Source organism: Marinobacterium aestuarii (genome assembly GCF_001651805.1).
GTDB lineage: Bacteria > Pseudomonadota > Gammaproteobacteria > Pseudomonadales > Balneatricaceae > Marinobacterium_A > Marinobacterium_A aestuarii.
This window is the reverse complement of sequence record NZ_CP015839.1, coordinates 3,555,590-3,577,794: the sequence shown is the minus strand read 5'-3', so window position 1 is coordinate 3,577,794 and position 22,205 is coordinate 3,555,590. Positions and strand designations below refer to the sequence as shown.

Genomic DNA, 22,205 nt, shown 5'->3' with positions numbered 1-22,205 from the left:
CGTGGGTGAAATATTTTTTCGGCATGTGGTAGCCACATTTTCTGTGTTCCATTTACGCACATCCGAGCATCCCTGTTAAAAGTACTGTCCGCCATTTTCTGGCGATTGTTAAAAATTTGATACGTTTTCGGAGCGATTAACGGGCTCCGTAATATGGGTAAGAACTATAACATGCTGAATCGAGTGTTATTTATACAGATGTGGAATATAGGCGCAGGGTAATGTCTCAAATTTGATCGATTTTGTGAGTATCCGTTGCCAAGGGGAGACAAATAGTGATTATGGTTACGCGGGCTGTAAGGTACGTGAAACAGTTCGCGGTTCCGGCACAGGTTTTGAGTTTTTGATTTTCTGGGAGAGAGCTCCTGGGCCTGATCACGGGAGTGATGGCGCAGAGTCGCGAAGGGGAATCAGGGGCATGGTTTGGCAAGGAAGCGCTCAAGTGAGGATAGGCTCAGGCATTTTCGTCCCAGAGTACAACCCTGGGATAGCGGCCTTGGTCGTCGCTGAGGAAATCGCCGTCGGGTGCGGGCGGAGCGTGGAAATAGTCGGGCAGCGCAAAGGCGTCATCGGCGTTTGCACGCCCTGTTGTGGCAGGCGGTGTGGCCTGGGCGCCTTCGTCCTTGCGAATCCGTTCCCTTAGCAGTCGGCTGCGGTAGTAGTAGTTCTTGGAACGGCTCATGTTAGGGCTCATGTTGGTCAGGTTGCGACCTGTGCAGCCTGAGGTGTCAGATCTGGATAACGGTTGATCCGGCACCGATTTATCCCGTTTACCTTTTTGTTGGATTCCGGTTGTTCGGAAAAACTCCCGAGCAGGTCTTGTGGTTAACGCAACGGGGCGCGGAATTTAGGCCCTATCAGGAATGTGCACATTTCACGCCATTTTTTTAACCGCTTGATCAGTATTGGTTTTTATTGCAACGCTATTTTGAAAGCGATAAATCTGTAAATGAACTGAAACACTTTGGCCGAATGGCTGTTTCGTTTGAGTAGCATTAATTCCAAGGCTCGCACGCTTGTGTGCGTCGGATTTGCAGCGGCTGTGGATTTATTGCGACGTTAAAGGTTTTTTCAGTGGTGCAGTCGCGGCGCGCTGTTATCGCAACTGATATTTTTCCATCAGGCGATAGAGGGTGACGCGGGAGACGCCGAGCATGCGGGCCGCCTTGGATACGTTGTTGTGACTCAGCTCCAGGTTTTGCCGAATGGCCTGAGTTTCTGCGCGGTTGCGTGCATCTTCCAGCGTGATTTGCTGGCCGCTGTTGCAGACGCTGTCGTCCAGCCCCAGGTCGGCCGGTGTCACCAGGCGGTTGTCGCTCATGACCATGGCGCGGCGGATACGGTTGATCAGTTCGCGCACATTGCCGGGCCATTCATAGGCATTGAGGGCGGACAGCGCCTGCTGGGTAAAGCCGCGCACATGGCAGCCCTGTTCATTGCGAAATTTCTGAAAGAAAAACCGTGCCAGCAGTTCGATATCGCCGTTGCGCTCGCGCAGTGGCGGCACCTTTACCGTGAGTACATTAAGCCGGTAGTACAGGTCCTCCCGAAAGTTACTGACTTCAACGGCCTGCTCAAGATCGATATTGGTGGCGGCGATTACCCGTGCGTTGACATGGATGCTATCGTTGCTGCCCAGGCGTTCCAGTGTCTGTTCCTGCAGAAAGCGCAGCAGGTGCACCTGCATGTCGAGCGGCAGGTCGCCGATCTCATCCAGAAAGACGGTGCCCTCGGTGGCGGCTTCCAGGCGGCCAATTTTGCGTTTGTAGGCGCCGGTAAAGGCGCCTTTTTCGTAACCGAATAACTCCGAGTGCACCAGGGTGTCGGGCAGCGAACCGCAGTTGACGGCGATGAAGGGGCCCTTGCGGCGTGACGAACGCTGGTGAATGGCGCGGGCAATGAGCTCCTTGCCGGTGCCACTTTCACCGGTGATTAGCACCGGCGCCTCGGCCGTGGCGACCTTGCGGATCTGCTTGAATATTTCCATGATGGCGGGGCTGGCCCCCACCATGTGAAATTCATCCAGCATGGAAAGCTGCTTGTCTTCCAGCTTGCGCAGCCGGCTGATGCCATAGGCATGACCCAGGGTGGCCTGCAGATAACTCTGGTTTGGGTCCAGCGGCAGGGTGAAGTAATCGTAGAAGTTTTCAAACAACATGCGCCTGAAGGCGTGATCACGCATGACGTCTGGCGTCGTCAGGGCTATCCAGTTGGTGTACTGGTCCTGGTGGAAAAAATCTTCAATTTCATCCCGGTCCTGGATGGAGGGCCAGTCGAGCTTTACCAGACCGACGTAGTAGTTATGTTCGCGCAGGGAATCGCGGGCGCTGTCGATATTGGTCACGCGCTCTAGCGTCCAGCCATTAAGGTTAAGGTTGAGGCTGGGCGCGCGATTACTATCGTAAATATCCAGAAAAAGTGCTGTGCGGGCGACCGTGCCCGTTGATGCAAGGTGTCGTCCCTGATCCTCTGTGACAGTTGATAGGGTCATCATTTTTCACAGGGTAAGTGAGTTTTATAGAGGGCTCAGTGCAATTCTGTTTCGCTTTTGTAACAAGTATAGGATGGGCCACCTTGGGACAACTGGAAATTGATGCATTGGTATCAGGGATTCAATGCTTGCTTTTCACGCAGCTGAGTCATTTCTGGCGTCTGCTCTACATTTTTTTGCGATGGCAATTTTGGGCACTACCAGTCGGTAAAAGGCACAGGCAACATCTATAGTTACTCCATGTCAGGCCGGGATGGTAACGCAGATGTACAACAACTATTTTGGTTTGAGTGAATCGCCGTTCTCGATAGCGCCTAATCCGCGTTATCTTTTTCTCAGTGAACAGTATCAGGAAGCGCTTGCCCATCTGCTGTATGGCATTGGCAGCAATGGTGGTTTTGTCCTGCTTACCGGAGAGGTCGGCACCGGCAAAACCACGGTGTGTCGGCGCCTGCTGGAGCAGATGCCGGCAAACACCGATGTCGCGATGATTCTGAACCCCAAGGCCAGCGTCGAGGAGCTGCTGGCAGCGCTCTGTGACGAACTGGGCATAGCTTATCCGTTGGGCGATCAGGTGCGCAGCAAAACCTATATCGACCTTATCAATCGTCATCTGCTCGATACCCATGCCCGGGGCCGTAGCACCGTACTGATCATCGACGAGGCGCAGAACCTGGGTGTCGTGCTGCTGGAACAGATTCGCCTGCTGACCAACCTTGAGACCAATGAATGCAAGCTGCTGCAGATTGTACTGGTGGGCCAGCCGGAGCTGCTGGAGCTGCTGGCCCGTCCTGAACTGCGCCAGCTATCGCAGCGCATCACGGCTCGCTATCACCTGGGCGCGCTGTCGCTGAAAGATCTGGAAGCCTATATCGTCCATCGTCTGGCGGTTGCGGGCCTGAACCGGCCGATCTTCCCGGCCTCGACGCTAAAGCGCCTGTATCGACTGTCTGGTGGTATTCCACGGGTGGTGAATATACTCTGCGATCGGGCCTTGCTCGGCAGCTTTGTGCAGCGGGACAACCATGTTGAAGTGGCGACCCTGGTCAAGGCGTCCCGCGAGGTCTTCGGTGATGAGGCGGCGCTGCGACTCTCGCCTAGAGACAGCTGGCGCTGGTTACTGGCGCTGGCGGTTACTGCGGTACTGGCTGCCTGGCTGGTGGGCTTTGCGGTGGCGGCCTGGGTCGCCGATGGCACCAGGGTGTCGGCGCTCGAGCTGCCATCGCTGGAACGGCTGTCGAGCTTCAGTCTGTTTGATACGCAACCCGGCGAGACCGCTGTTACCGAGTTAAACGCCATGGCCGCGCCGGCTGAAACACCAGTCGCGGCTGCTGTCGCGCGTCCAGTTGCTCTTTCTGGGTCAGCAGCCAGTGTGCCCATAGTGCGGCCCACCTCGTCGGTCATGGCAACAGCGGCTGCCGCCTCCAAGGTATCTCAGTCTGCACTGTCTCCACAGAACAGTCAGGTTCAGGCGCTCGCTCAGCCTCTGCCTGATGTACAGTCAGATTCTCCGCCTGGCGTACAGGAAGAGGACAGAGCGCCGAATCGGGTATCGGCGCAGGGCTTTCGCTGGCAGGCGCAACCGGATGCGGATCTGGCATTGGTTCAGGCCTACCGGGCGCTCTTTGCGGCCTGGAAGCTGGATTACGACCCGCGCCAAAACCCGGTGGTATGTCGCTTTGCCGAGACTCAGGGGCTGGGGTGCCTGGTGAGCGGGGGTGATCTTATTTCGCTGCAGCAGCTCAATCGCCCGGCTGTGGTTAGCCTGAAAACCGAGGCAGGGCTCGTGCACGCGACGGTGCTGGAACTGAATGATGAGGCCGCGCGCCTGATAGTGTCGGGCAGGGTCATGGATGTGCCCTATGATGAATTGGAACGGCGCTGGCCTGGCAGTTATACCCTGCTGTGGCGTGTACCGGCGCAGTACCGCGCACCCATATGGCCGGGTGCCAGAGGCGCCAGTGTGGAGTGGCTGAGCCAGCAAATGGCGCGTCTCAACGGCGGTGTGCAGCTGGTGGCCGGCGATCGCTATGACGAAAAACTGGTGGAACAGGTGGGGCTGTTTCAGATGCGACAAGGCCTTAGTGTGGATGCCGTGGTGGGGCCCAAGACCGCGATTCATCTGAATACCCATACCCGTAACGATCTTCCCCTGCTTGCACCCAGGCGGGAGCGTTAACCATGTCCTACATCCTGGATGCACTGAAACAGTCCGAAGGTCAGCGCAAGCAGGATGCGCCACCCCAGGCGCAGCCGGCACCGGCGTTCACAGCGCGCAGGAACCCACCGCAGCGTTCGGGTCGCCTGCCGCTGGCTATGCTGCTGGTCGCGGGTGTGGCTGTGCTGGGCTGGTGGACCCTCGACAGAACGGACAGCTCCGCGGTATCTGCGGTTGCAACGACTTCTGCGCCCGCTGAAACGCCGGGTACAACGCCCGGCACAGGCTCCACCCAAGCCGCGCCTGAAGCCCGCACGGGGGTGGCCGAAATGATCGTCGCGGCCATCGGCAACGATAACTTGAAGGGCGTTCGGATCCAGCTGCAAGAGCCCGCGCCTGTCGTCAGCCCGCGCCCCCGTGCGGACGCTGCCCGCCCGGACGCTGCTAGAGGGTCCGCGGATACAAGCCGTGCAGCACAGAGTCAGCCAGGTGCAAGCGCGAGCATGCAAAACGATGTTGATCCCTTTGCCGGTGTGCCATACCGGCGCCAGTTGCCGGTGGATGTACAACGCAGCCTGCCGGAGCTGGCATTCAGTGTGCATATCTATTCAAAGGACCCCGCATCGCGCCGGGTCAAGGTTGGCGAGCGCATGATGCGCGAAGGTCAGAACATCACAGCAGAGGTGCGACTTGAGGAAATAATTCCCAAGGGCGTGATCCTAAGGTACGAGGATTACCGCTTTCGGATGAGTGCACTCTGACGGGCAGCTCTGGGCGCAAAAGGGCAGTGCCTGCGGGCGGCTTTGTTGTCTATGCTAGTCAGCAGGCCATTACCTCTTTTAGCGCCCATCGAGTTCAGGCCGATATAGCTCAGCCGGCAGAGCAGCTCATTCGTAATGAGCAGGTCGGAGGTTCGAATCCTCTTATCGGCACCATAAATCAAAGGCTTAGGCCGTCTGCTAATGTCGGGCTTTCCTTAAAAATGGGGTTTTTCCTATATTTTCAGGACGCCAGCGACTATTTCTTGAAGGTCTCGCTCAATACGTCGATCAAGGCCCTTGCGGCGACGGACAGCTGGTGGTTGCTGCGGGTCAGGATACCGACGCGGCGGGAAATGGACGGTTCGGCCAGAGATACGCAGCAGGCGCCGAGTTCCTGCATCTGCTGGCGGCACAGGGCGGGTACGGCGCTGACGCCCAGGCCCGTTGCGACCATGCGGCCCACGGTGGCCAGCTGATGCGCTTCGAAGGCGACACGCGGTGCCATACCCTGTTCGGCCAGCTGGCGCTCCATCAGCAGGCGCAGGCTCGATGGGCGCTGCAGGGTGATGAAGTCGTGCTGCAGCAGTTGCTGCCAGGGCAGCGGATTGCGGTTCGCGTCCGGGTGGCCGGGAGGCAGCACGGCGATAAATTCATCGCTGAACAGCGGGCGAAACAGCAGGTCGTCGCTGGCGCCGGGGTCGAAGGTCACGCCGACCTCGACCCGGTTCTGGCGCACCATGTCCACAACCTGTTCGGCGATGACGTCGTGTACTTCGATATTGATGCGCGGATAGAGCTTGCGATAGCGCAGCAGCGCCTGGGGCAGCAGTGAACTGGCAAAGGAGGGCATGGCGGCAACGGCGATCTTGCCCAGCTGCAGGGCAAACCGCTGGTGCAGTTCTTCTTCTACACTGTCCCATTCGGCCATCAAGCGTTCAGCGATGGGCAATAGCACGTCGCCTTCGGGCGTCAGCGCGATGGTGCGGGTGGTACGGTTAAACAGACGGCCGCCCAGGGACTCTTCCAGCTTCTTTATCGCCAGGCTCAGGGCCGGTTGCGACAGGTGAACCCGAACGCTGGCCTCGGCAAAGCTAAGGGTACGGGCGACGGCGATAAAGGCGCGCAGTTGCTTGATGGTCATGTTGTAGTATCAGGGTTGGGGTTTATTGTTTTACAAAGTAAATGAATAAATAAAAAAATCAAACTTAATAAATATATTGAGTTGCGGCACACTGGCTAGCAAGTGAGGCACAGTGGCTAACAATAATCAGGAGTGGCGAAATGGCCGGTTTCGATAAAGTTGTAAATACCTATGAAGAGGCACTGGCTGGCCTCGAAAGCGGAATGACCGTGATTGCCGGCGGCTTTGGCCTGTGTGGTATTCCGGAAAACCTGATTGCGCGCATCAAGCAGATGGGCGTAAAGGATCTGACCATTGTGTCGAACAACTGTGGCGTGGATGGCTTTGGCCTTGGCGTGCTGCTGGAAGACCGCCAGATTCGCAAGATGATCTCGTCCTATGTGGGTGAAAACGCCCTGTTCGAAAAGCAGCTGCTGGCCGGTGAACTGGAGGTCGAACTGACGCCCCAGGGAACCCTGGCCGAGAAAATGCGTGCCGGCGGTGCCGGTATCCCGGCGTTCTTTACCGCCACAGGCTTCGGTACACCTGTTGCCGAAGGCAAGGAAGTACGCGAGTTCAATGGCCGCTCCTACATCATGGAAGAGTCGGTTACCGGTGATTTCGCCATCGTCAAAGGCTGGAAGGCGGACCGCTACGGCAACGTCATGTACCGCCACACCGCACAGAACTTCAACCCCATGGCGGCGACGGCCGGCAAGATCACGGTGGTGGAAGTGGAAGAAATTGTTGAGCCGGGCGAGCTGGAACCCAGCCAGATTCACACGCCGGGCATCTACGTTCAGCGCGTGATCAAGGGCACTTTCGAGAAGCGGATCGAGCAGCGCACCCTGCGCCAGGCGTAAGCGCCCAAGGTTTTCATCAATAACAAATTCAGTGAGAAACCGGCCAGTGGCCGGTGGCTCCAGCGCAAGAGGCAGAATAATGGCACTTTCTCGCGAACAGATTGCAATGCGCGTAGCGCGCGAACTTCAAGATGGCTTCTACGTGAACCTGGGCATCGGTATTCCGACCCTGGTGGCCAACTATGTACCCGAGGGCATGGAAGTCATGCTGCAGTCCGAAAACGGCCTGCTCGGCATGGGGGCTTTCCCCACCGAGGCTGAGCTGGATGCGGACATGATCAATGCCGGCAAACAGACAGTAACGGCGATTCCCGGCGCCTCCATTTTCTCGTCGGCGGAATCCTTTGCCATGATACGCGGCGGCCATGTTGACCTGACCGTACTGGGTGCTTTCGAGGTGGATGTGCAGGGCAATATCGCGTCCTGGATGATTCCCGGCAAGCTGATCAAGGGCATGGGCGGCGCCATGGATCTGGTGGCCGGTGCCGATAACATTATCGTGACCATGACCCACGCCTCCAAGCACGGCGAATCCAAGCTGCTGGACAGCTGCACCTTGCCGCTGACGGGCGCCGGTTGCATCAAGAAAGTGCTGACGGATCTGGCCTGGCTCGAAATTGAAGATGGCGCCTTCATCCTGCGTGAACGTGCGCCCGGTGTATCGGTTGAGGAAATCGTGTCCAAAACCGCCGGCAAGCTGATAGTGCCGGATCATGTACCCGAAATGACGTTCTAGGGTTTTCCCCCGCTTTACCGTTTGATGCTGTCAATCCCTTTGGGCCCGGCTGGAGTTTCGACTCCCGCCGGGCTTTTTTTCGTCTGGGGTGCACGATTATCTTTGCTGCGCGCAGCAGGCGCGGAGGGCGTTTTGCTGTAGAGTAGGGCGCCTGAGTGACTGTGCCGTTTTAGCGGCTCTTTATCGATATTGACTGACCGGATTGACGATGACGAACAACGATGTACTGAAAAAACTGCGCATTGCCCTGGACCTGAAAGAAGCGGATCTGTTTGCGGTCTTCGCGCTGACTGAGCACAGCGTCAACAAGGCTGAGCTGTCGGGCTATTTCCGCAAGCCAGGTCACAAGAACTACAAAGAATGCAGCGACGAAGTGCTGGAAGCCTTTCTGGATGGTTACATCCTGTTCCGTCGCGGACCCAAGGATGCACCGGCGGATGTCGACGGGGCTGAAGCCGAGTAAGGCGCACTCTAAGGGCTAGGCTTCGTCTTGCTACTTGCTACTTGCTACTTGCTACTGCCAGGCAGTCGCTGCGGCGCGTGGGGCCTGGCGTCGCTTAGTTGTCCACCCAGACGACGCGTAGCGGTTCGCCAAAATCGTCGTAGATAACCTGCCGGCGCGGTGCGCGTGGGCGGGGTTTCTGTGCTGGCGCCGGGCTTTGCCTGCGGCGCGAGTCGATGGCAACCAGAACTTCAGGCACCGCGGTGCGGGTCTGCTTGGGCTGGCTGATACTGAACTGGTGCTTGTTGTAGGTGCCGTTGTTCAGGCCACTGGCACCCTGTTCTACAGACGTAATATGGCCGCCCTTTTGCAGGTAGTCAGCCATCTGCTTTTCCATTTCATGGCGCAGGTCGGATTTTGTCGGGCGTTTAATCATCGGCATATTGTGCCTGAAAACTGGACGAAAAGTAACCGCCAGAATGCCGAGCCCCACTGGGCCAGGGCTTGTCGCTCCTATGCCTGCCGCACTGTCTGACAGGGCTGTCTTCAGCCTTGCTGCCAGCTCACTTCCGTCATCAGCATGTAGCCTGCACCGTAGATGGTCTTGATAATGGCCGGGTTCTTTGGGTCGGCTTCGATCTTCTTGCGAATGCGCGACATGCGTACATCAATGCTGCGATCAAAGGGGTCGGCTCTGTCACCGAGCAGCTGCTCGCGGGACAATATTTGTCGTGGTGCGCGCAGCAGCGCATTGAGCAGCTGTGCCTCGGCGCTGCTCAGCACCTCCGAATGGCCGCGCTCATTGCTGAGCGTCAGGCTGGCGGGGTCGAAGGTCCAGTTGCCAAAGGCGGCGCGGCGCGGGCGGCTATCGGCCGCCGGGGCATCGATCTGCTCGAGTCTGCGCAGCAGGCTGTTGGCGCGGGCGACCAGCTCGCGTGGCTCGAAGGGCTTGGTGATGTAGTCATCGGCGCCGAGCTCCAGTCCCAGTACCCGGTCGGGCGTGCTGTCGCGCCCCGACAGTATCATGATGCCAATACCCTGCAGTTCTCCGAGCTGGCGCACCAGCGCCATGCCGTCCATGTCGGGCAGGCCGAGATCAATAATGCACAGGTCAGGCCTGCGCTGGCGAATGGCCTGGGCGGCCTGGGCGCCGGTTCGACAGATGCGGGTTTCATAGCCGAAGCGTTCCAGCTCCTCGCTGACCAGGGTGCAGATATCGGCCTCGTCATCGACGATGTAAATCAGGCGGTTCTGTTTCACGGTGTTTGGGTGTCCTTTCTTATTATGTAATTAATTCAATTTATGTAAGAGCCGGTGGCGCCTGGGGTCTAAGGTGCCTGCTTGGCGAGGGCTTCGCGCCGCAGGGCCGCCTGCAGCGCGTCCTGCTCAAAGGGCTTGGGCAGCATGGTGAAAAAATGATCGCTGCTGTCACCGGGATCCTGTTCATAGCTGTAGCCGCTCATTAGCACGATGCGGCTGCACGGCTGCCTGTTGTGCAGCCGGCGGGCCAGTTCAAAGCCATTCAGTGTGCCCGGCATGATGATGTCGCACAGCATGCCATGGAGGTTGTCCAGGGAGTCAATCAGCTGGCAGGCCTCGTCGGCATCCTGGGCTTCAATCACGTTGTATTTCAGGCTGATCAGCTGCTCGCGCACGACCTGGCGCACATCAGCGTTGTCTTCCACCAGCAGGATCAGTTTGCCTGTGGTGTCGTTGAGGTCCTCGGCTGGGTTGGCGATGCCATCTGGTGCCTGCAGCTGTGGCATCGCCTGGGATGCGGGCAGCAGCAGCGAGATAACAGAGCCCTGGTCGAGCGCGCTTTGAATCTGGATATAGCCTTTGGACTGCTTGACGAAACCGTACACCATGCTGAGGCCCAGACCCGATCCGGCGCCGCCGGTTTTGGTGGTGAAGAACGGCTCGAAGGCCAGGCTCACAGCCCGGGGTGAAAAGCCGTGGCCGGTGTCGCGCACGCGGATCTCGACGTAATCGCCCGGCAACACCGGTTCGTCACAGGTCAGGGGTTCGCTGACATGACGGCGGCTAATTTCAAAGCTGAGGGTGCCGCCGTCGGGCATGGCATCGCGGGCATTGAGGGCCAGGTTGACCAGGGCATCTTCCAGCTGGCCGGCATCGACAAAGGGTTGCGGCGCATCGGGGGCGCACTGGTAGTCGATGCGGATGCTATTGGGCAAGGGGCCGGCCAGCAGTTCGGCGATCTCGCTGATCAGGGTCGGCAGATGGACGGGGGAGGGCTTGAGGGGCTGGCGCCGTGAAAATGCCAGCAGACGCCGGGTTATATCGGCGCCGCGCCGGGTTGCCCGAATGGCGGGGTTAAGGTAGCGCAGCAGGGCGTCGTTCAGCGCCGGGTTGTCGCGCATGGCCACCAGGTTGCCGAGCAAAATGGACAGCAGATTATTGAAATCATGGGCCAGGCCGCCGGCCAGCTGACCCACGGCACTCATGCGCTGGGCCTCGTTAATGTGCCTTTCCGCTTCCTTTTCCGCGGTGATGTCCAGTGACAGATTGAGCAGGCCGTTAACCTCGTCGTCGGCGGAGTGGAAGGGGATCAGAATGCGCTTGGTGATCATCTCCCGGTCTTCACGCTGTATGCGGTATTCGTACACCGATTCTTCGCCCGCCAGGGTGCGTTCAATCTGCTGGCGGATGTCGGCGAACATCTGCTCACCCAGTATCTCCGCTGGATGACGGCCGACGATATCATCCTTGCTGCGATTGAACACATCAGCGTAACCCTGGTTGACGAAGATGTAGCGCATGCTGGTGTCGATATAGGCGATCTGGGCTGGCAGGGCATCCAGAATCAGGCGCTGGCGCGCTTCGTGGACCCGCAGCTCTTCCTGTGCCTGGCGCAGTGAGTCGACGGCGCCGAGCAGCTGGCTGTTGGTCGCCTCCAGGTCCCGGGTGCGGGCCTGGACCTTGGCGTCCAGGGTATGAATATTGCCACGCAGCTGATCCACCATGCGATCGAAGGAGTGGGCCAGCAGGCCGAGCTCATCGTCGCGGCGAATGCCACTCTTGGCGCTGAGTTCGCCGTCGCTGACGCGCTGGGCGGTTTCCGACAGGCGCCGTATGGGTCGGGTGACCCAGTTGACGAAGATAAATGCCAGCAGTATCGCCGCCAGCATGGCGACCAGGGCCATGGTGAGGATGCGGTCGGTGAGGACTTGCGAGCTACTGCGCAGTTCGTCCACATAGACCGAGGAGCCGATGTACCAGTCGAAGCCCGGCAGGTAACGCACCAGTGCGAGCTTGTCGTAGACGTAGTGGCCGGGGTCCGAGGGCTTGTCCCACTTGTAGTACAGCTCCTCACCGCTTTCGGCCACCTCCATCAGTTCGGTGGAGATGGGGCGGAGTGTGACCGGGTCCTGCAGGCCAAGGAAGTTGGTGCCATCCAGGTTCGCATTGGGGTGGATCAGCATATTGCCGTCACCATCGAAGATATACATATAGCCGGTCTGGGCGATGCGCAGTTCGAGCAGGCCCGAGCGCAGCTTCTGCAGCGCCTGGGCGGTTTGTTGCTGCACTTCTGCGTCTATGTCGTCCAGATAGACGCCGGCGCCGACTACAAAGCCCCAGTCGGGAAAGTTCTTCACATAGGAGTACTTGTCGAGGCTGCGGCTTTCCCCCAGACGGTGCCACTTGTAGCGGTAAAAGCCTTCGCCTTCCTGCGTGGCCAGGGCCACGATTCTGGGAATGATGCTGTTGCCGTCGCTGTCGCGCAGGTCGAGTGCGCTCTGGTTGTGCAGGGCCTCTTCGGGGTGGGACAGCAGCACCGAGTCATAGTCGGCGATCCAGATATAGTCGCCGCGCCCATAGCTGAAACTGCGCAGGCGCTCGAACAGGCGGGCGCGGGCCTGATCGGGCGGAATGTTCAGCTGTCTCGCCTGCGCCAGGCTTTCGTCGATGTGCATGGCGGTGAGGGCGACCACGGCCTTGAGGCGTTGCTGGTGTGAATCCAGGGTGCGGTTGCGGTAGTCCTCCACGCTGACATGCATCTGGCTGGCCAGCTCAAAGATGTTGTTCAGGGTGGTGCGGCTGTTGTTGCGCTCGATCTCGAACACCTTTTTCTGAATCAGCGGCACCGAGTAGGCATAGAAGGCCAGAAAGATTGCCGCAATGATCAGGGCAATCACGGTGAAGAAGCGTCGTGTGAGCTTGGAGCCTGGCAGCATGGTGTTTCCTGCTCTGAAGGTGCCCCATCTTAACCAACTTAACTAGGGAAATCCCTTATATCACGGCCGTTGTTACATTTCGTTAGATTTGCGACAAACTCCGGCAACGGTCCTGGCCTAGATTGAGTGCAACCGGGGGCTCTGGCCCCGATCCCGAATACAACAATAAGGCTGTGCCGGCTTCAGGTCGTGGCAGCGGGGACGTGTTGCATGAGTCAGGATCTTATTCTTGAAACGAAAAATCTCATCAAGGCATTCAAGGGCTTTACCGCCGTGGATGATGTCAATCTGCAGATCGAACGCGGCGCCATCCATGCGCTTATCGGCCCCAACGGTGCCGGCAAGACGACAGTATTCAACCTGCTGACCAAATACCTTACCCCCACCAGCGGTGCGCTCCTGTTCAACGGCAAGGACATTACCGCCCGCAAGTCGGCGGATATCGCTCGCCTTGGCATTGTGCGCTCGTTCCAGATATCGGCGGTGTTTCCCAATCTCAGCGTACTGGAAAACGTGCGCGTGGCGCTGCAGCGCAAGGAAGGCAACAGTTTTCATTTCTGGAAGCACGAGCGCGTGCTCGATCGCCTTAACGACAAGGCCATGGCATTGCTGGACGACGTCGGCCTGACCGACTTCGCCCACAGCAAGACGCTGGACCTGCCCTACGGCCGCAAGCGGGCGCTGGAAATTGCCACCACCCTGGCGCTGGATCCGGAACTGATGCTGCTGGATGAACCGACCCAGGGTATGGGCCACGAGGATGTTGAAGTGGTAGCCAATCTGATCAAGCGGGTATCGGCCGGGCGCACCATCCTGATGGTGGAGCACAACCTGCATGTGGTGGCCAAGCTGGCCGATCGCATCACGGTGCTGCAGCGTGGCGCCATCCTGACCGAGGGCGACTATGCCAGCGTGTCGGCGGACTCAAGGGTACGCGAAGCCTATCTGGGTGTTGCCGATGACGAACCCGCTGCGCCTGTAGCCGCGGTTGGGGTGCATTCCAGTGTTGTTGCAGGAGCCCAGGCATGAGTACGTCTTCTTCGCGTGAAAAAATCCGCATCAGTGATCTGCACGCCTTTTATGGCGAGTCCCATATTCTGCATGGCATCGATCTGAGCATTCGCCAGGGTGAGCTGGTGACACTGCTGGGCCGCAATGGTTCGGGGCGCAGCACCACCTTGCGCGCGATCATGGGCATGGTGGGGCGACGCAGTGGCAGCATCATGGTGAACGGCAGCGAAACCCTGAATCTGGCGCCGCATCGCATTGCCCACCTGGGGTTGGGGTATTGCCCGGAAGAGCGCGGTATTTTCTCGAGCCTTAACGTCGAGGAAAACCTGATGCTGCCGCCTGCGGTACGTTCCGACGGCATGAGCGTGGAGGAACTGTACGAGATGTTCCCCAATCTTTATGAGCGCCGTTATAGCCAGGGCACACGCTTGTCCGGTGGCGAACAGCAGATGCTGGCACTGGCCCGTATTCTGCGCACCGGCGCCAATATCCTGCTGCTGGACGAAATTACCGAGGGGCTGGCACCGGTCATAGTGCAAAAACTCGCCCAGGTGCTGCTCGGGCTCAAGCAGCGTGGTTTGACCATCCTGCTGGTGGAGCAGAATTTCCGCTTTGCCGCCCCCATTGCCGACCGGCATTACGTTATGGAACACGGCCATATAGTCGAAGAAGTCCATGCCCATGAACTTGAAGCCAAAACCGATCTGCTCAACACCTACCTGGGCGTCTAAACGATAGATGGCTGCTCTTTAGAAAAGAGAGGGGCGGAAAACGCAGGAGCAGTTTTCTGTCCAGGCGTCCGGGCGCTACAGACTGATCACGAATCACGAATCACGAATCACGAATCACGAATCACGAATCACGAATCACGAATCACGCAACATGACTCACGCAACATGACTCACGCAACAACAAGAAAAACTGGAGTGTATTACATGAAAGCAATGAACAAGACCCTGCTCGCGGTGGCCGTTGCCGCCTCCACGGCTATCGGTGGCGCCGCACTGGCCGGGCCTGTCAGCGATGACAAGGTCAAGATTGGCGTACTGGCGGATATGGGCGGCGTCTATGCCGATATCTGCGGTCCCGGTTGTGTGACGGCCATTGAAATGGCGGTGGAAGATTTTGGTGGCACCGTGCTGGGCATGCCCATCGAGGTAGTCAGCGCCGATGATCAGCTCAAGCCTGATGTGGGTTCGGCCAAGGTGCGCCAGTGGGTTGAAAGCGAGCAGGTGGATGCAGTGGGGGGGCTGGTGTCCTCCGCCGTGGTGGGTGCGGCCACCAAGGTGCTGACCGACAACAAGAAGATCGCGCTGATCTCCACCGCCGCATCCAACGCCTTTACCACCAGTGCCTGCTCGCCGTACAACGTGCACTGGACCTATAACGTGGCGGCGATGGCGAACGGCACCGTCAAGCCGATTGTGCAGTCGGGCAAGAAAAAGTGGTTCTTCATCACTGCCGATTACGCCTTTGGTCATGCGCTTGAGGGCGTTGCGACTGAAGTGATTGTCGAAAACGGCGGTGAAGTTGTCGGTGGCGTGCGTGCGCCGCTGGGCACTACCGACTTCTCGTCCTATGTGCTGCAGGCCCAGGCCTCGGGTGCCGATGTAGTCGCGCTGGCCAATGCCGGTGGCGACACCGTTAACGCCCTGAAAACCGCCGCCGAGTTCGGCCTGACCCAGACCGCCGATGTGGCCGGCCTGCTGGTCTTTACCCCCAATGCCCAGGCCATGGATCCTGCCACCGCCGGCGGCATGACGCTGACCACCGGCTTCTACTGGGACTACGATGACGCCACCCGTGCCTGGAGCACGCGCTTCAAGGAACGTCACGGCGCCATTCCCGCCATGGGCCACGCCGGTGCCTACTCCATGACCATGCATTATCTGAAGGCAATCGAAGCCGCCGGCACCGATGAGTCCGATGCCGTGATGGCGAAGATGAAAGAGATGAAGCCGGACGACTTCTTCGCCCGCAATGCCACCCTGCGTGCCGATGGGCGCATGGTGCATGACATGTACTACGTGCAGATCAAGACGGCTGAAGAGCGTCGCGACGCCGACGATATCTTCAAGGTGCTTGACGTGATTCCGGGTGATACGGCCTACGCCCCCATGCTGCCAGAATGTAACTTCGTTAAATCATGATAACGAGCCCGGCGCCGGATCTGTCCGGCGCGGGGCTGGCGTTAGTCGGGGTACCTTATGGCCACTTTTCTTGGCATTAATCTGTTCGGGCTCTTTGGTCAGCTGCTAGTCGGCCTGATCAACGGCTCCTTCTACGCGTTGCTGAGCCTGGGACTGGCGATTATTTTCGGTCTGCTGAAAATCATCAATTTCGCCCAGGGCGCGATGTACATGCTGGGCGCCTTCGCCGCCTGGATGGCACTCAACTATCTGGGCATCAATTACTGGCTGGCACTGATTGTTGTGCCGCTGGCCGTGGGGGCTGTGGGCATACTGATGGAGCGGCTGCTGATTCGTCCCATCGCCAAGGAAGATCACCTTTACAGCCTGCTGCTCACCTTTGGCATAGCGCTGATGCTGCAGGGCACCTTTACCCATGTGTTCGGCTCATCCGGCATGGCCTACGCCATTCCTGAGGCGCTGCAGGGCGGTTTCAAACTGCCCTTCATGTACCTGCCGGCCTACCGGGCCTGGATCGTTGTCGCCTCTATCCTGGTGTGTGGCGTGACCTGGTGGATGATCGAGAAGACCCGTCTGGGGGCCTATCTGCGCGCCGGCACCGAGAACGCGCAGTTGATGCAGGCCTTTGGCATCAACGTGCCGCTGATGGTCACCCTGACCTTTGGCTTTGGCGTGGGTCTCGCGGGTTTTGCCGGTGTGATGGCCGCGCCTGTGTATTCGGTGTCACCGGACATGGGTTCCAATCTGCTGATTATCGTCTTCGCCATCGTTGTTATCGGTGGCATGGGCTCGATCGGTGGTGCCATTCTGACCGGCCTTGGCATGGGTGTCGTGGAAGGTCTGACCAAATACTTTTACCCGGAGGCCTCCAGTACGGTGATCTTCCTGGTGATGGTTATTGTCTTGCTGCTCAAACCTGCGGGCCTGTTCGGCAAGGAAGCCTGAGCCGGCATCGCGGAGGAAACGTCTATGAATACGTCAATCTTTACCCATTCAAAGTTGAACCTGGTGTTACTGCTGCTGGCACTGGTCGCACCCTTTGTGCTCTATCCGGTGTTTCTGATGAAGGTGCTGTGCTTTGCACTTTTCGCCTGCGCCTTTAACCTGCTGCTGGGCTTTGCCGGGCTGCTGTCCTTTGGTCATGCGGTGTTTCTGGGAACGGGTGGCTATGTTACCGGTTATCTGATGATCAATACCGGCATCACGCCTGAACTGGGCATTCTGGCCGGCACTGTGGCGGCGGGCCTGATAGGCGCGCTCTACGGCAAGCTGGCGGTGCGCCGCGAAGGCATTTACTTCGCCATGGTGACCCTGGCGCTGGCCCAGCTGGCTTTCTTCTTCTATTTGCAGGCGCCTTTTACCGGCGGGGAAGACGGTTTGCAGGGTGTGCCGCGCGGGCATCTGTTTGGCGTGATTGATCTGTCTGACAACCTGCAGATGTACTTCTTTGTACTGGCCATTTTCCTGTTCGGCTTCTGGCTGATTCAGCGCACGGTGCATTCGCCCTTTGGTCAGGTGCTCAAGGCGATTCGCGAAAACGAGCCCCGCGCCATTTCCCTTGGCTACAACGTCAATGACTACAAATGGGTGGCCTTTATCATCTCGGCGGCGCTGGCAGGGCTGGCAGGCTCCACCAAGACACTGGTGTTTCAGCTGGCATCGCTGACCGATGTGCACTGGCATATGTCCGGCGAAGTGGTACTGATGACCCTGGTGGGCGGCATGGGAACCCTGTTCGGGCCCCTGGTGGGCGCGGCAGCCATCGTTACGATACAGAACTATCTGTCCGGCGGAGAACTGGGGAATTATATCCATATCATCATGGGGGCGATTTTCGTGATCTGCGTACTGGCGTTTCGCAACGGCATTGTCGGCCAGTTCCGCAAGGTGCTGAAGCAGAACTTCTGAGCGCGCCCGGGGGAATCCTGATCGCTATTTTATCCTGAGCCGAGGGGCCTGTATGTCAGAACAACATCCTTACGAACAGGGGCTGGCGCGGACGCCGGCCAACTTCAGCGCCCTGACACCGCTGAGTTTTCTGGAGCGTGCGGCCATTGTTTATCCTGATCGCACGGCGGTGGTGCATGGAGCGTTGCGCCGCAGTTGGCGGGAGACCCATGAACGTTGCCTGAAACTCGCCAGCGCGCTGCGCCGGCGCGGTGTGCAGCCCGGTGATACGGTATCCATCATCGCACCGAACCTGCCGGAGCACTTCGAGGCGCACTTCGGTGTGCCCATGTGTGGCGCCGTGCTCAACTCCATCAATACCCGCCTGGACAGCGAGGCTATCGCTTTTATCCTGCAGCACGCCGAGGCCCGGGTGCTGATCACCGAGCGGGAATTCTCAGGCGTCGTGGCCAAGGCACTGCAAGGCATGGCCCATCCGCCGCTGGTGATCGATATTGATGATCCGGGCTGGCAGGAGGGGGAGCTGATTGGCGAACTGACCTACGAGCAGTTGCTGAGTGAAGGGGATGATAGCGAAGCCTGGACCCTGCCAGATGATGAGTGGCAGGCCATTTCGCTGAACTACACCTCCGGCACCACCGGGGATCCCAAGGGGGTGGTGTATCACCACCGCGGCGCCTATCTGAATGCCACCAGTAACCTGGTGTCCTGGAACATGGGGGATAATCCTGTGTATCTGTGGACGCTGCCGATGTTCCACTGCAATGGCTGGTGTTTTCCCTGGACCCTGGCGCTGGCGGCCGGCACCGCTGTGTGTTTGCGCCATGTGCGGGCCGAGCCCATTTTCGACGCCATCAGGCGCGAGAAGGTGGATCACTTCTGTGGCGCGCCCATAGTGCTGAATATGCTCAACGGCGCGCCGGATGCACTCAAGCAGGGTATCGAGCACGCGGTCAAGGTCATGACCGCCGGGGCGGCGCCGCCGGCGGCGGTGATCCAGGGGATGGAGGAACTGGGCTTCAAGGTGACCCATGTCTATGGCCTGACCGAAACCTATGGCCCGTCGGTCATCTGTGCCTGGCATGAGGGCTGGAATGAGCGCCCACTGGCGGAGCAGGCGCGCCTCAAGTCACGTCAGGGCGTTCGTGCCCCCATGCTGGACGGGCTTATGGTGGCGGACCCGCAGACGCTGCAACCGGTGCCACAGGATGGCCAGAGCATCGGCGAGATCATGATGCGTGGCAATCTGGTGATGAAGGGCTATCTGAAAAATCCTGCCACGACTCAGGAGAGCCTGGCCGGCGGCTGGTTTCATTCCGGCGATCTGGCGGTGTGGCATCCCGATGGCTATGTCGAGATCAAGGACCGCTCCAAGGATGTGATTATTTCCGGTGGCGAGAATATCTCCAGCATCGAGGTGGAGGATGTGTTGTACCGTCACCCCGCTGTTGCCGAAGCCGCCGTGGTGGCGCGCCCGGATGATAAGTGGGGTGAAACGCCCTGTGCCTTTGTGACACTCAAGGCCGGGGCTGTTGCGTCCCAGGATGAGATAATCGCGTTCTGCCGCGAGCATATGGCGCGCTTCAAGGTGCCCAAAAGCGTGGTGTTCTGCGAGCTGCCCAAAACCTCCACCGGCAAGATTCAGAAATTCGTGCTGCGGGCCCAGGCCAGGGAACTCCCCTAGCCGATGGTTTGATGCCAGTACTCTGAGTGCATTCTGGGCTTCCTGCGGGAAGCCTTTTTTGTGCGTGCCTTGTACGTGTTGTGTGAAAAGCAACCTGGGGCGCGGCGGATAGGGTGAAGTACGCTGGGGGAGGCGCCCAAAGCCGCGACAAAAAGGCTCAGGTTTTGTTTATCATAAGTGATCAGACGATTTCGGAAGGTCACTCCATGAAGTTCAATTGTGATATGGGCGAGAGCTTCGGCAGCTGGGTCAAGGGCAATGACGCGGCGGTGATGCCCTTCGTCGACATGGCCAATATTGCCTGTGGCATGCACGCATCCGACCCGATGACCATGGCGCGTACCGTGATGCTGGCCTGTCGCTATGGCGTCAGCATAGGCGCACATCCGGGTTATCCCGACCTGCTGGGGTTCGGGCGCCGCGAGTTTGCCCTCGAGGGAGAGGAGCTGGAAGCCTGTGTGCTGTACCAGATAGGTGCGCTGGACGGGATCTGCCGTGCCCAGGGGCGGCGGGTCGAATATGTTAAGCCCCATGGGGCGCTCTACAACAAGATGATGCGCGATGAAGCAACCCTGGACAGCATGATCGCGGCCGTACGGCGCTACGGTGTGGACTTGCCGCTGGTGGTGCTGGGGGCGGGCGAAAGTGCCAATGCTGCACTGCGCGAACGGGCGGCGGTTCAGGGCGTTGAGCTCTGGTTCGAGGCCTTTGCGGATCGCGCCTACGGCGCCGACGGGCGACTGGTGCCGCGCATCAAACCCGGCGCCGTGCATACCGATGCCGAGCGGGTGATTCAGCAGGTGCGCGAGATTGTCGAGCAGGGGCAGGTCAGCACGCTGGAGGGCGGCACTATCCCGTTACAGGCCGATACCCTGTGCCTGCATGGCGACAACGAACAGCTGCTGGCCGCGGTCGGGCGCATACGCGCGGCCTTGTCGTGATGCGGATCGAACCCGCCGGCGAGTCCGGTTGCATGCTGTACCTGGGCGAGCAGATTGAACCTGCTGTCTGCGCCCGGGTTTGCCGTGCCGCCGCGCTGATACGCCACCGTTTAGGGGCCTGCGTCACCGACCTGGTGCCATCCTATGCCAGCATTTTTATAAGCCTGGATCTGTCCCGCACGGGCGTGATGGCGTTTTGCGCCTTGTTGCGCGAAGCGCTGCATGATCTGGACAGCGTTGCTTATGAGAGCGAGGCCAGTGGCGAGGTTATGTCTGTCGGCGTCTATTACGGCCCCGAGGTGGCACCTGATCTGGATGAGGTCGCGCAGCTTGCAGGCTTGTCCCGGGATGAGGTCATCGCTCTGCACTGCGGCCAGGAGTATCTGGTGTACGCCATTGGTTTCAGTCCCGGTTTTTGCTTTATGGGCAATACGGATGCGCGCCTGAAGGTGCCGCGCAAGGCTTCGCCCCGCACCCGGGTGCCGGCCGGCAGTGTGGCACTGGCGGACCGGCAGACAGCGGTCTATCCCTGCGTGTCGCCGGGGGGCTGGCAGATTATCGGGCGTACGGCGGTGGATATGCTGGCGCTGTGCCAGCGCAGTGAAAGTCCGCTGCAGGTCGGAAGCCGGGTGCGGTTCGAGCCCGTAAGCCTTGAGCACTTTGTGCAGGCCGGGGGGCAAATCTGATGGCATTCGAGGTTATCAAACCCGGTTTCCTGACGCTGCTGCAGGATTATGGCCGCTACGGCATGCAGCATCTTGGCATGGCCAGCGGTGGGCCGCTGGATGAACATGCCTTTCTCTGGGCCAATCGGTTGCTGGAGAATCATTACAACTGTGCGGCGCTGGAGATTACTCTGGGCCCAGTGCGCCTGCGCGCGCTCCAGCCTACCCAGATCGCCATTACCGGGGCTGATTTTGCGGCCCGTATCAATCAGCAGCCAATTGAGCCCTGGGGCAGTTACTGGCTCGAGGCCGGGGATGAGTTGAGCTTTGCTGCGGCGCGCAGTGGCATGCGCGCCTACCTGGCGGTCGGCGGCGGTTTTGAGGCACAGCTGCAGCACGGCAGTTGTGCCACTGTGATGCGTGAGGGCTGTGGTGGTCTGCAGGGGGACGGCCGGCGCCTGGAGGCGGGTGATCGGCTTGAGTACCGATCGGCACCGCGAAAACGGCCGCGGCAGGTGCCCCCGCGCTATGTACCCGATTACAGCGCGCCGCTGTGTCTGCGGTTGCTGCCGTGCTATCAGTACGATCAGTTCGATGCGGCTCAAGTCCGGCGTTTTTTCAGTAGCGACTATCAGGTATCGCCCCACAGCGATCGCATGGGCTATCGGCTGTCGGGGCCTGCAATTCACTCGCGCCTGGACGGTATTATTTCCGAGGGTATTGCCTATGGCGCCGTGCAGGTGCCGGGGGATGGTCAGCCCATAGTGCTGTTGCGGGATCGCCAGACCATCGGTGGCTATCCGAAAATCGGCTCTGTGGCGACACTCGATGCCGCGCAGCTGGCCCAGCGCGGGCCGGGCGCGGTGATTCGATTCACACCTGGTGATGCTTGGGAGGTTGAAACCGAGCGTCTGGCCTTTAATCGCTTTTTTTGCATAGGCACGCCCGGGCGGTGACGGAAAATCAGTCGCAGGGGCTTTGGCGCTAGTGCTATCTTAGGCAGCCGGGTGCGAATCCCGGCAAGCATGTTAAGGCCGCAAGGCCTTGCGCATTTATTTCAGTGTCAGTAAGGACTCGGC

Annotated in this window: 20 protein-coding genes and 1 tRNA gene; 15 read left to right on the top strand and 6 right to left on the bottom strand. The window is 59.3% G+C overall.

Going from position 1 to position 22,205, the window contains the following annotated elements; all coding sequences use genetic code 11:
- Positions 1–454 precede the first annotated feature (454 nt).
- Entirely contained in the window at positions 455–682 is a 228-nt protein-coding gene (locus A8C75_RS15660) for a hypothetical protein (RefSeq protein ID WP_067384438.1), read from the bottom strand.
- A 414-nt stretch (positions 683–1,096) separates the two neighbouring features.
- Positions 1,097–2,491, bottom strand: coding sequence for a sigma-54 dependent transcriptional regulator (locus A8C75_RS15655; protein ID WP_227819944.1), 1,395 nt, complete (start codon positions 2,489–2,491; stop codon positions 1,097–1,099).
- A 265-nt stretch (positions 2,492–2,756) separates the two neighbouring features.
- Here A8C75_RS15655 and A8C75_RS15650 point away from each other — a divergent pair, with 265 nt between their 5' ends.
- The 3 genes from A8C75_RS15650 to A8C75_RS15640 all read left to right on the top strand — a co-directional run bounded on the left by A8C75_RS15650 (position 2,757) and on the right by A8C75_RS15640 (position 5,584).
- Positions 2,757–4,670, top strand: a complete 1,914-nt coding sequence (locus tag A8C75_RS15650; protein ID WP_067387378.1) for an ExeA family protein — start codon at positions 2,757–2,759, stop codon at positions 4,668–4,670.
- A gap of 2 nt (positions 4,671–4,672) precedes the next feature.
- A complete protein-coding gene (locus A8C75_RS15645; RefSeq protein ID WP_067384431.1) occupies positions 4,673–5,410 on the top strand; it encodes a general secretion pathway protein GspB in 738 nt (245 codons plus the stop codon).
- Between the two features lie 98 nt (positions 5,411–5,508).
- Positions 5,509–5,584 (top strand) — tRNA-Thr (locus tag A8C75_RS15640).
- A gap of 82 nt (positions 5,585–5,666) precedes the next feature.
- Here A8C75_RS15640 and A8C75_RS15635 read toward each other — a convergent pair.
- On the bottom strand, positions 5,667–6,551 hold the full coding sequence (locus tag A8C75_RS15635) for a LysR family transcriptional regulator (protein WP_067384428.1): 885 nt from the start codon (positions 6,549–6,551) through the stop codon (positions 5,667–5,669).
- 140 nt (positions 6,552–6,691) lie between these two features.
- Here A8C75_RS15635 and A8C75_RS15630 point away from each other — a divergent pair, with 140 nt between their 5' ends.
- The 3 genes from A8C75_RS15630 to A8C75_RS15620 all read left to right on the top strand — a co-directional run bounded on the left by A8C75_RS15630 (position 6,692) and on the right by A8C75_RS15620 (position 8,592).
- Positions 6,692–7,393: a CoA transferase subunit A gene (locus tag A8C75_RS15630; RefSeq protein WP_067286006.1), complete on the top strand. Its 702-nt coding sequence runs from the start codon at positions 6,692–6,694 to the stop codon at positions 7,391–7,393.
- 79 nt (positions 7,394–7,472) lie between these two features.
- Positions 7,473–8,129 carry a CoA transferase subunit B gene (locus tag A8C75_RS15625; RefSeq protein ID WP_067384426.1) on the top strand — a complete coding sequence of 219 codons (657 nt, stop codon included), beginning with the start codon at positions 7,473–7,475 and terminating at the stop codon, positions 8,127–8,129.
- Between the two features lie 208 nt (positions 8,130–8,337).
- Positions 8,338–8,592: a DUF1456 family protein gene (locus tag A8C75_RS15620; protein WP_067384419.1), complete on the top strand. Its 255-nt coding sequence runs from the start codon at positions 8,338–8,340 to the stop codon at positions 8,590–8,592.
- A 94-nt stretch (positions 8,593–8,686) separates the two neighbouring features.
- Here the strand turns inward: A8C75_RS15620 and A8C75_RS15615 are convergent, their stop codons facing one another.
- From A8C75_RS15615 to A8C75_RS15605, 3 genes are all read right to left on the bottom strand, one after another.
- Complete coding sequence (locus tag A8C75_RS15615) at positions 8,687–9,007, bottom strand: hypothetical protein (protein WP_084784109.1); 321 nt, start codon at positions 9,005–9,007, stop codon at positions 8,687–8,689.
- A 110-nt stretch (positions 9,008–9,117) separates the two neighbouring features.
- Complete coding sequence (locus A8C75_RS15610; RefSeq protein ID WP_067384412.1) at positions 9,118–9,831, bottom strand: response regulator transcription factor; 714 nt, start codon at positions 9,829–9,831, stop codon at positions 9,118–9,120.
- Positions 9,832–9,899: 68 nt separating this feature from the next.
- Complete coding sequence (locus A8C75_RS15605) at positions 9,900–12,767, bottom strand: cache domain-containing protein (RefSeq protein WP_067384408.1); 2,868 nt, start codon at positions 12,765–12,767, stop codon at positions 9,900–9,902.
- Between the two features lie 210 nt (positions 12,768–12,977).
- On the opposite strand from A8C75_RS15605, the gene A8C75_RS15600 reads away from it, so the two are divergent.
- From A8C75_RS15600 to A8C75_RS15560, 9 genes are all read left to right on the top strand, one after another.
- The gene (locus A8C75_RS15600; protein WP_067384399.1) at positions 12,978–13,796 is read left to right on the top strand and encodes an ABC transporter ATP-binding protein; all 819 of its coding nucleotides are present in this window, start codon (positions 12,978–12,980) and stop codon (positions 13,794–13,796) included.
- Positions 13,793–14,509: an ABC transporter ATP-binding protein gene (locus tag A8C75_RS15595; RefSeq protein WP_067384397.1), complete on the top strand. Its 717-nt coding sequence runs from the start codon at positions 13,793–13,795 to the stop codon at positions 14,507–14,509. Before A8C75_RS15600 ends, A8C75_RS15595 begins: the two co-directional genes overlap by 4 nt.
- 204 nt (positions 14,510–14,713) lie before the next feature.
- Positions 14,714–15,928 carry an ABC transporter substrate-binding protein gene (locus tag A8C75_RS15590; protein WP_067384391.1) on the top strand — a complete coding sequence of 405 codons (1,215 nt, stop codon included), beginning with the start codon at positions 14,714–14,716 and terminating at the stop codon, positions 15,926–15,928.
- Between the two features lie 57 nt (positions 15,929–15,985).
- Positions 15,986–16,873, top strand: coding sequence for a branched-chain amino acid ABC transporter permease (locus tag A8C75_RS15585; RefSeq protein ID WP_067384387.1), 888 nt, complete (start codon positions 15,986–15,988; stop codon positions 16,871–16,873).
- A gap of 24 nt (positions 16,874–16,897) precedes the next feature.
- The gene (locus A8C75_RS15580) at positions 16,898–17,836 is read left to right on the top strand and encodes a branched-chain amino acid ABC transporter permease (protein WP_067384384.1); all 939 of its coding nucleotides are present in this window, start codon (positions 16,898–16,900) and stop codon (positions 17,834–17,836) included.
- Positions 17,837–17,888: 52 nt separating this feature from the next.
- Positions 17,889–19,520: an acyl-CoA synthetase gene (locus A8C75_RS15575; protein ID WP_067384383.1), complete on the top strand. Its 1,632-nt coding sequence runs from the start codon at positions 17,889–17,891 to the stop codon at positions 19,518–19,520.
- A 206-nt stretch (positions 19,521–19,726) separates the two neighbouring features.
- Positions 19,727–20,461 (top strand): 5-oxoprolinase subunit PxpA, encoded by a 735-nt coding sequence (locus tag A8C75_RS15570; protein ID WP_067387377.1) that lies wholly within the window; start codon positions 19,727–19,729, stop codon positions 20,459–20,461.
- Entirely contained in the window at positions 20,461–21,147 is a 687-nt protein-coding gene (gene pxpB / locus A8C75_RS15565) for a 5-oxoprolinase subunit PxpB (protein ID WP_067384381.1), read from the top strand. Before A8C75_RS15570 ends, pxpB begins: the two co-directional genes overlap by 1 nt.
- Positions 21,147–22,082 carry a 5-oxoprolinase subunit C family protein gene (locus tag A8C75_RS15560; RefSeq protein ID WP_067384378.1) on the top strand — a complete coding sequence of 312 codons (936 nt, stop codon included), beginning with the start codon at positions 21,147–21,149 and terminating at the stop codon, positions 22,080–22,082. The genes pxpB and A8C75_RS15560 overlap by 1 nt, the downstream gene beginning before the upstream one ends.
- The last annotated feature ends 123 nt before the right edge of the window (positions 22,083–22,205 follow it).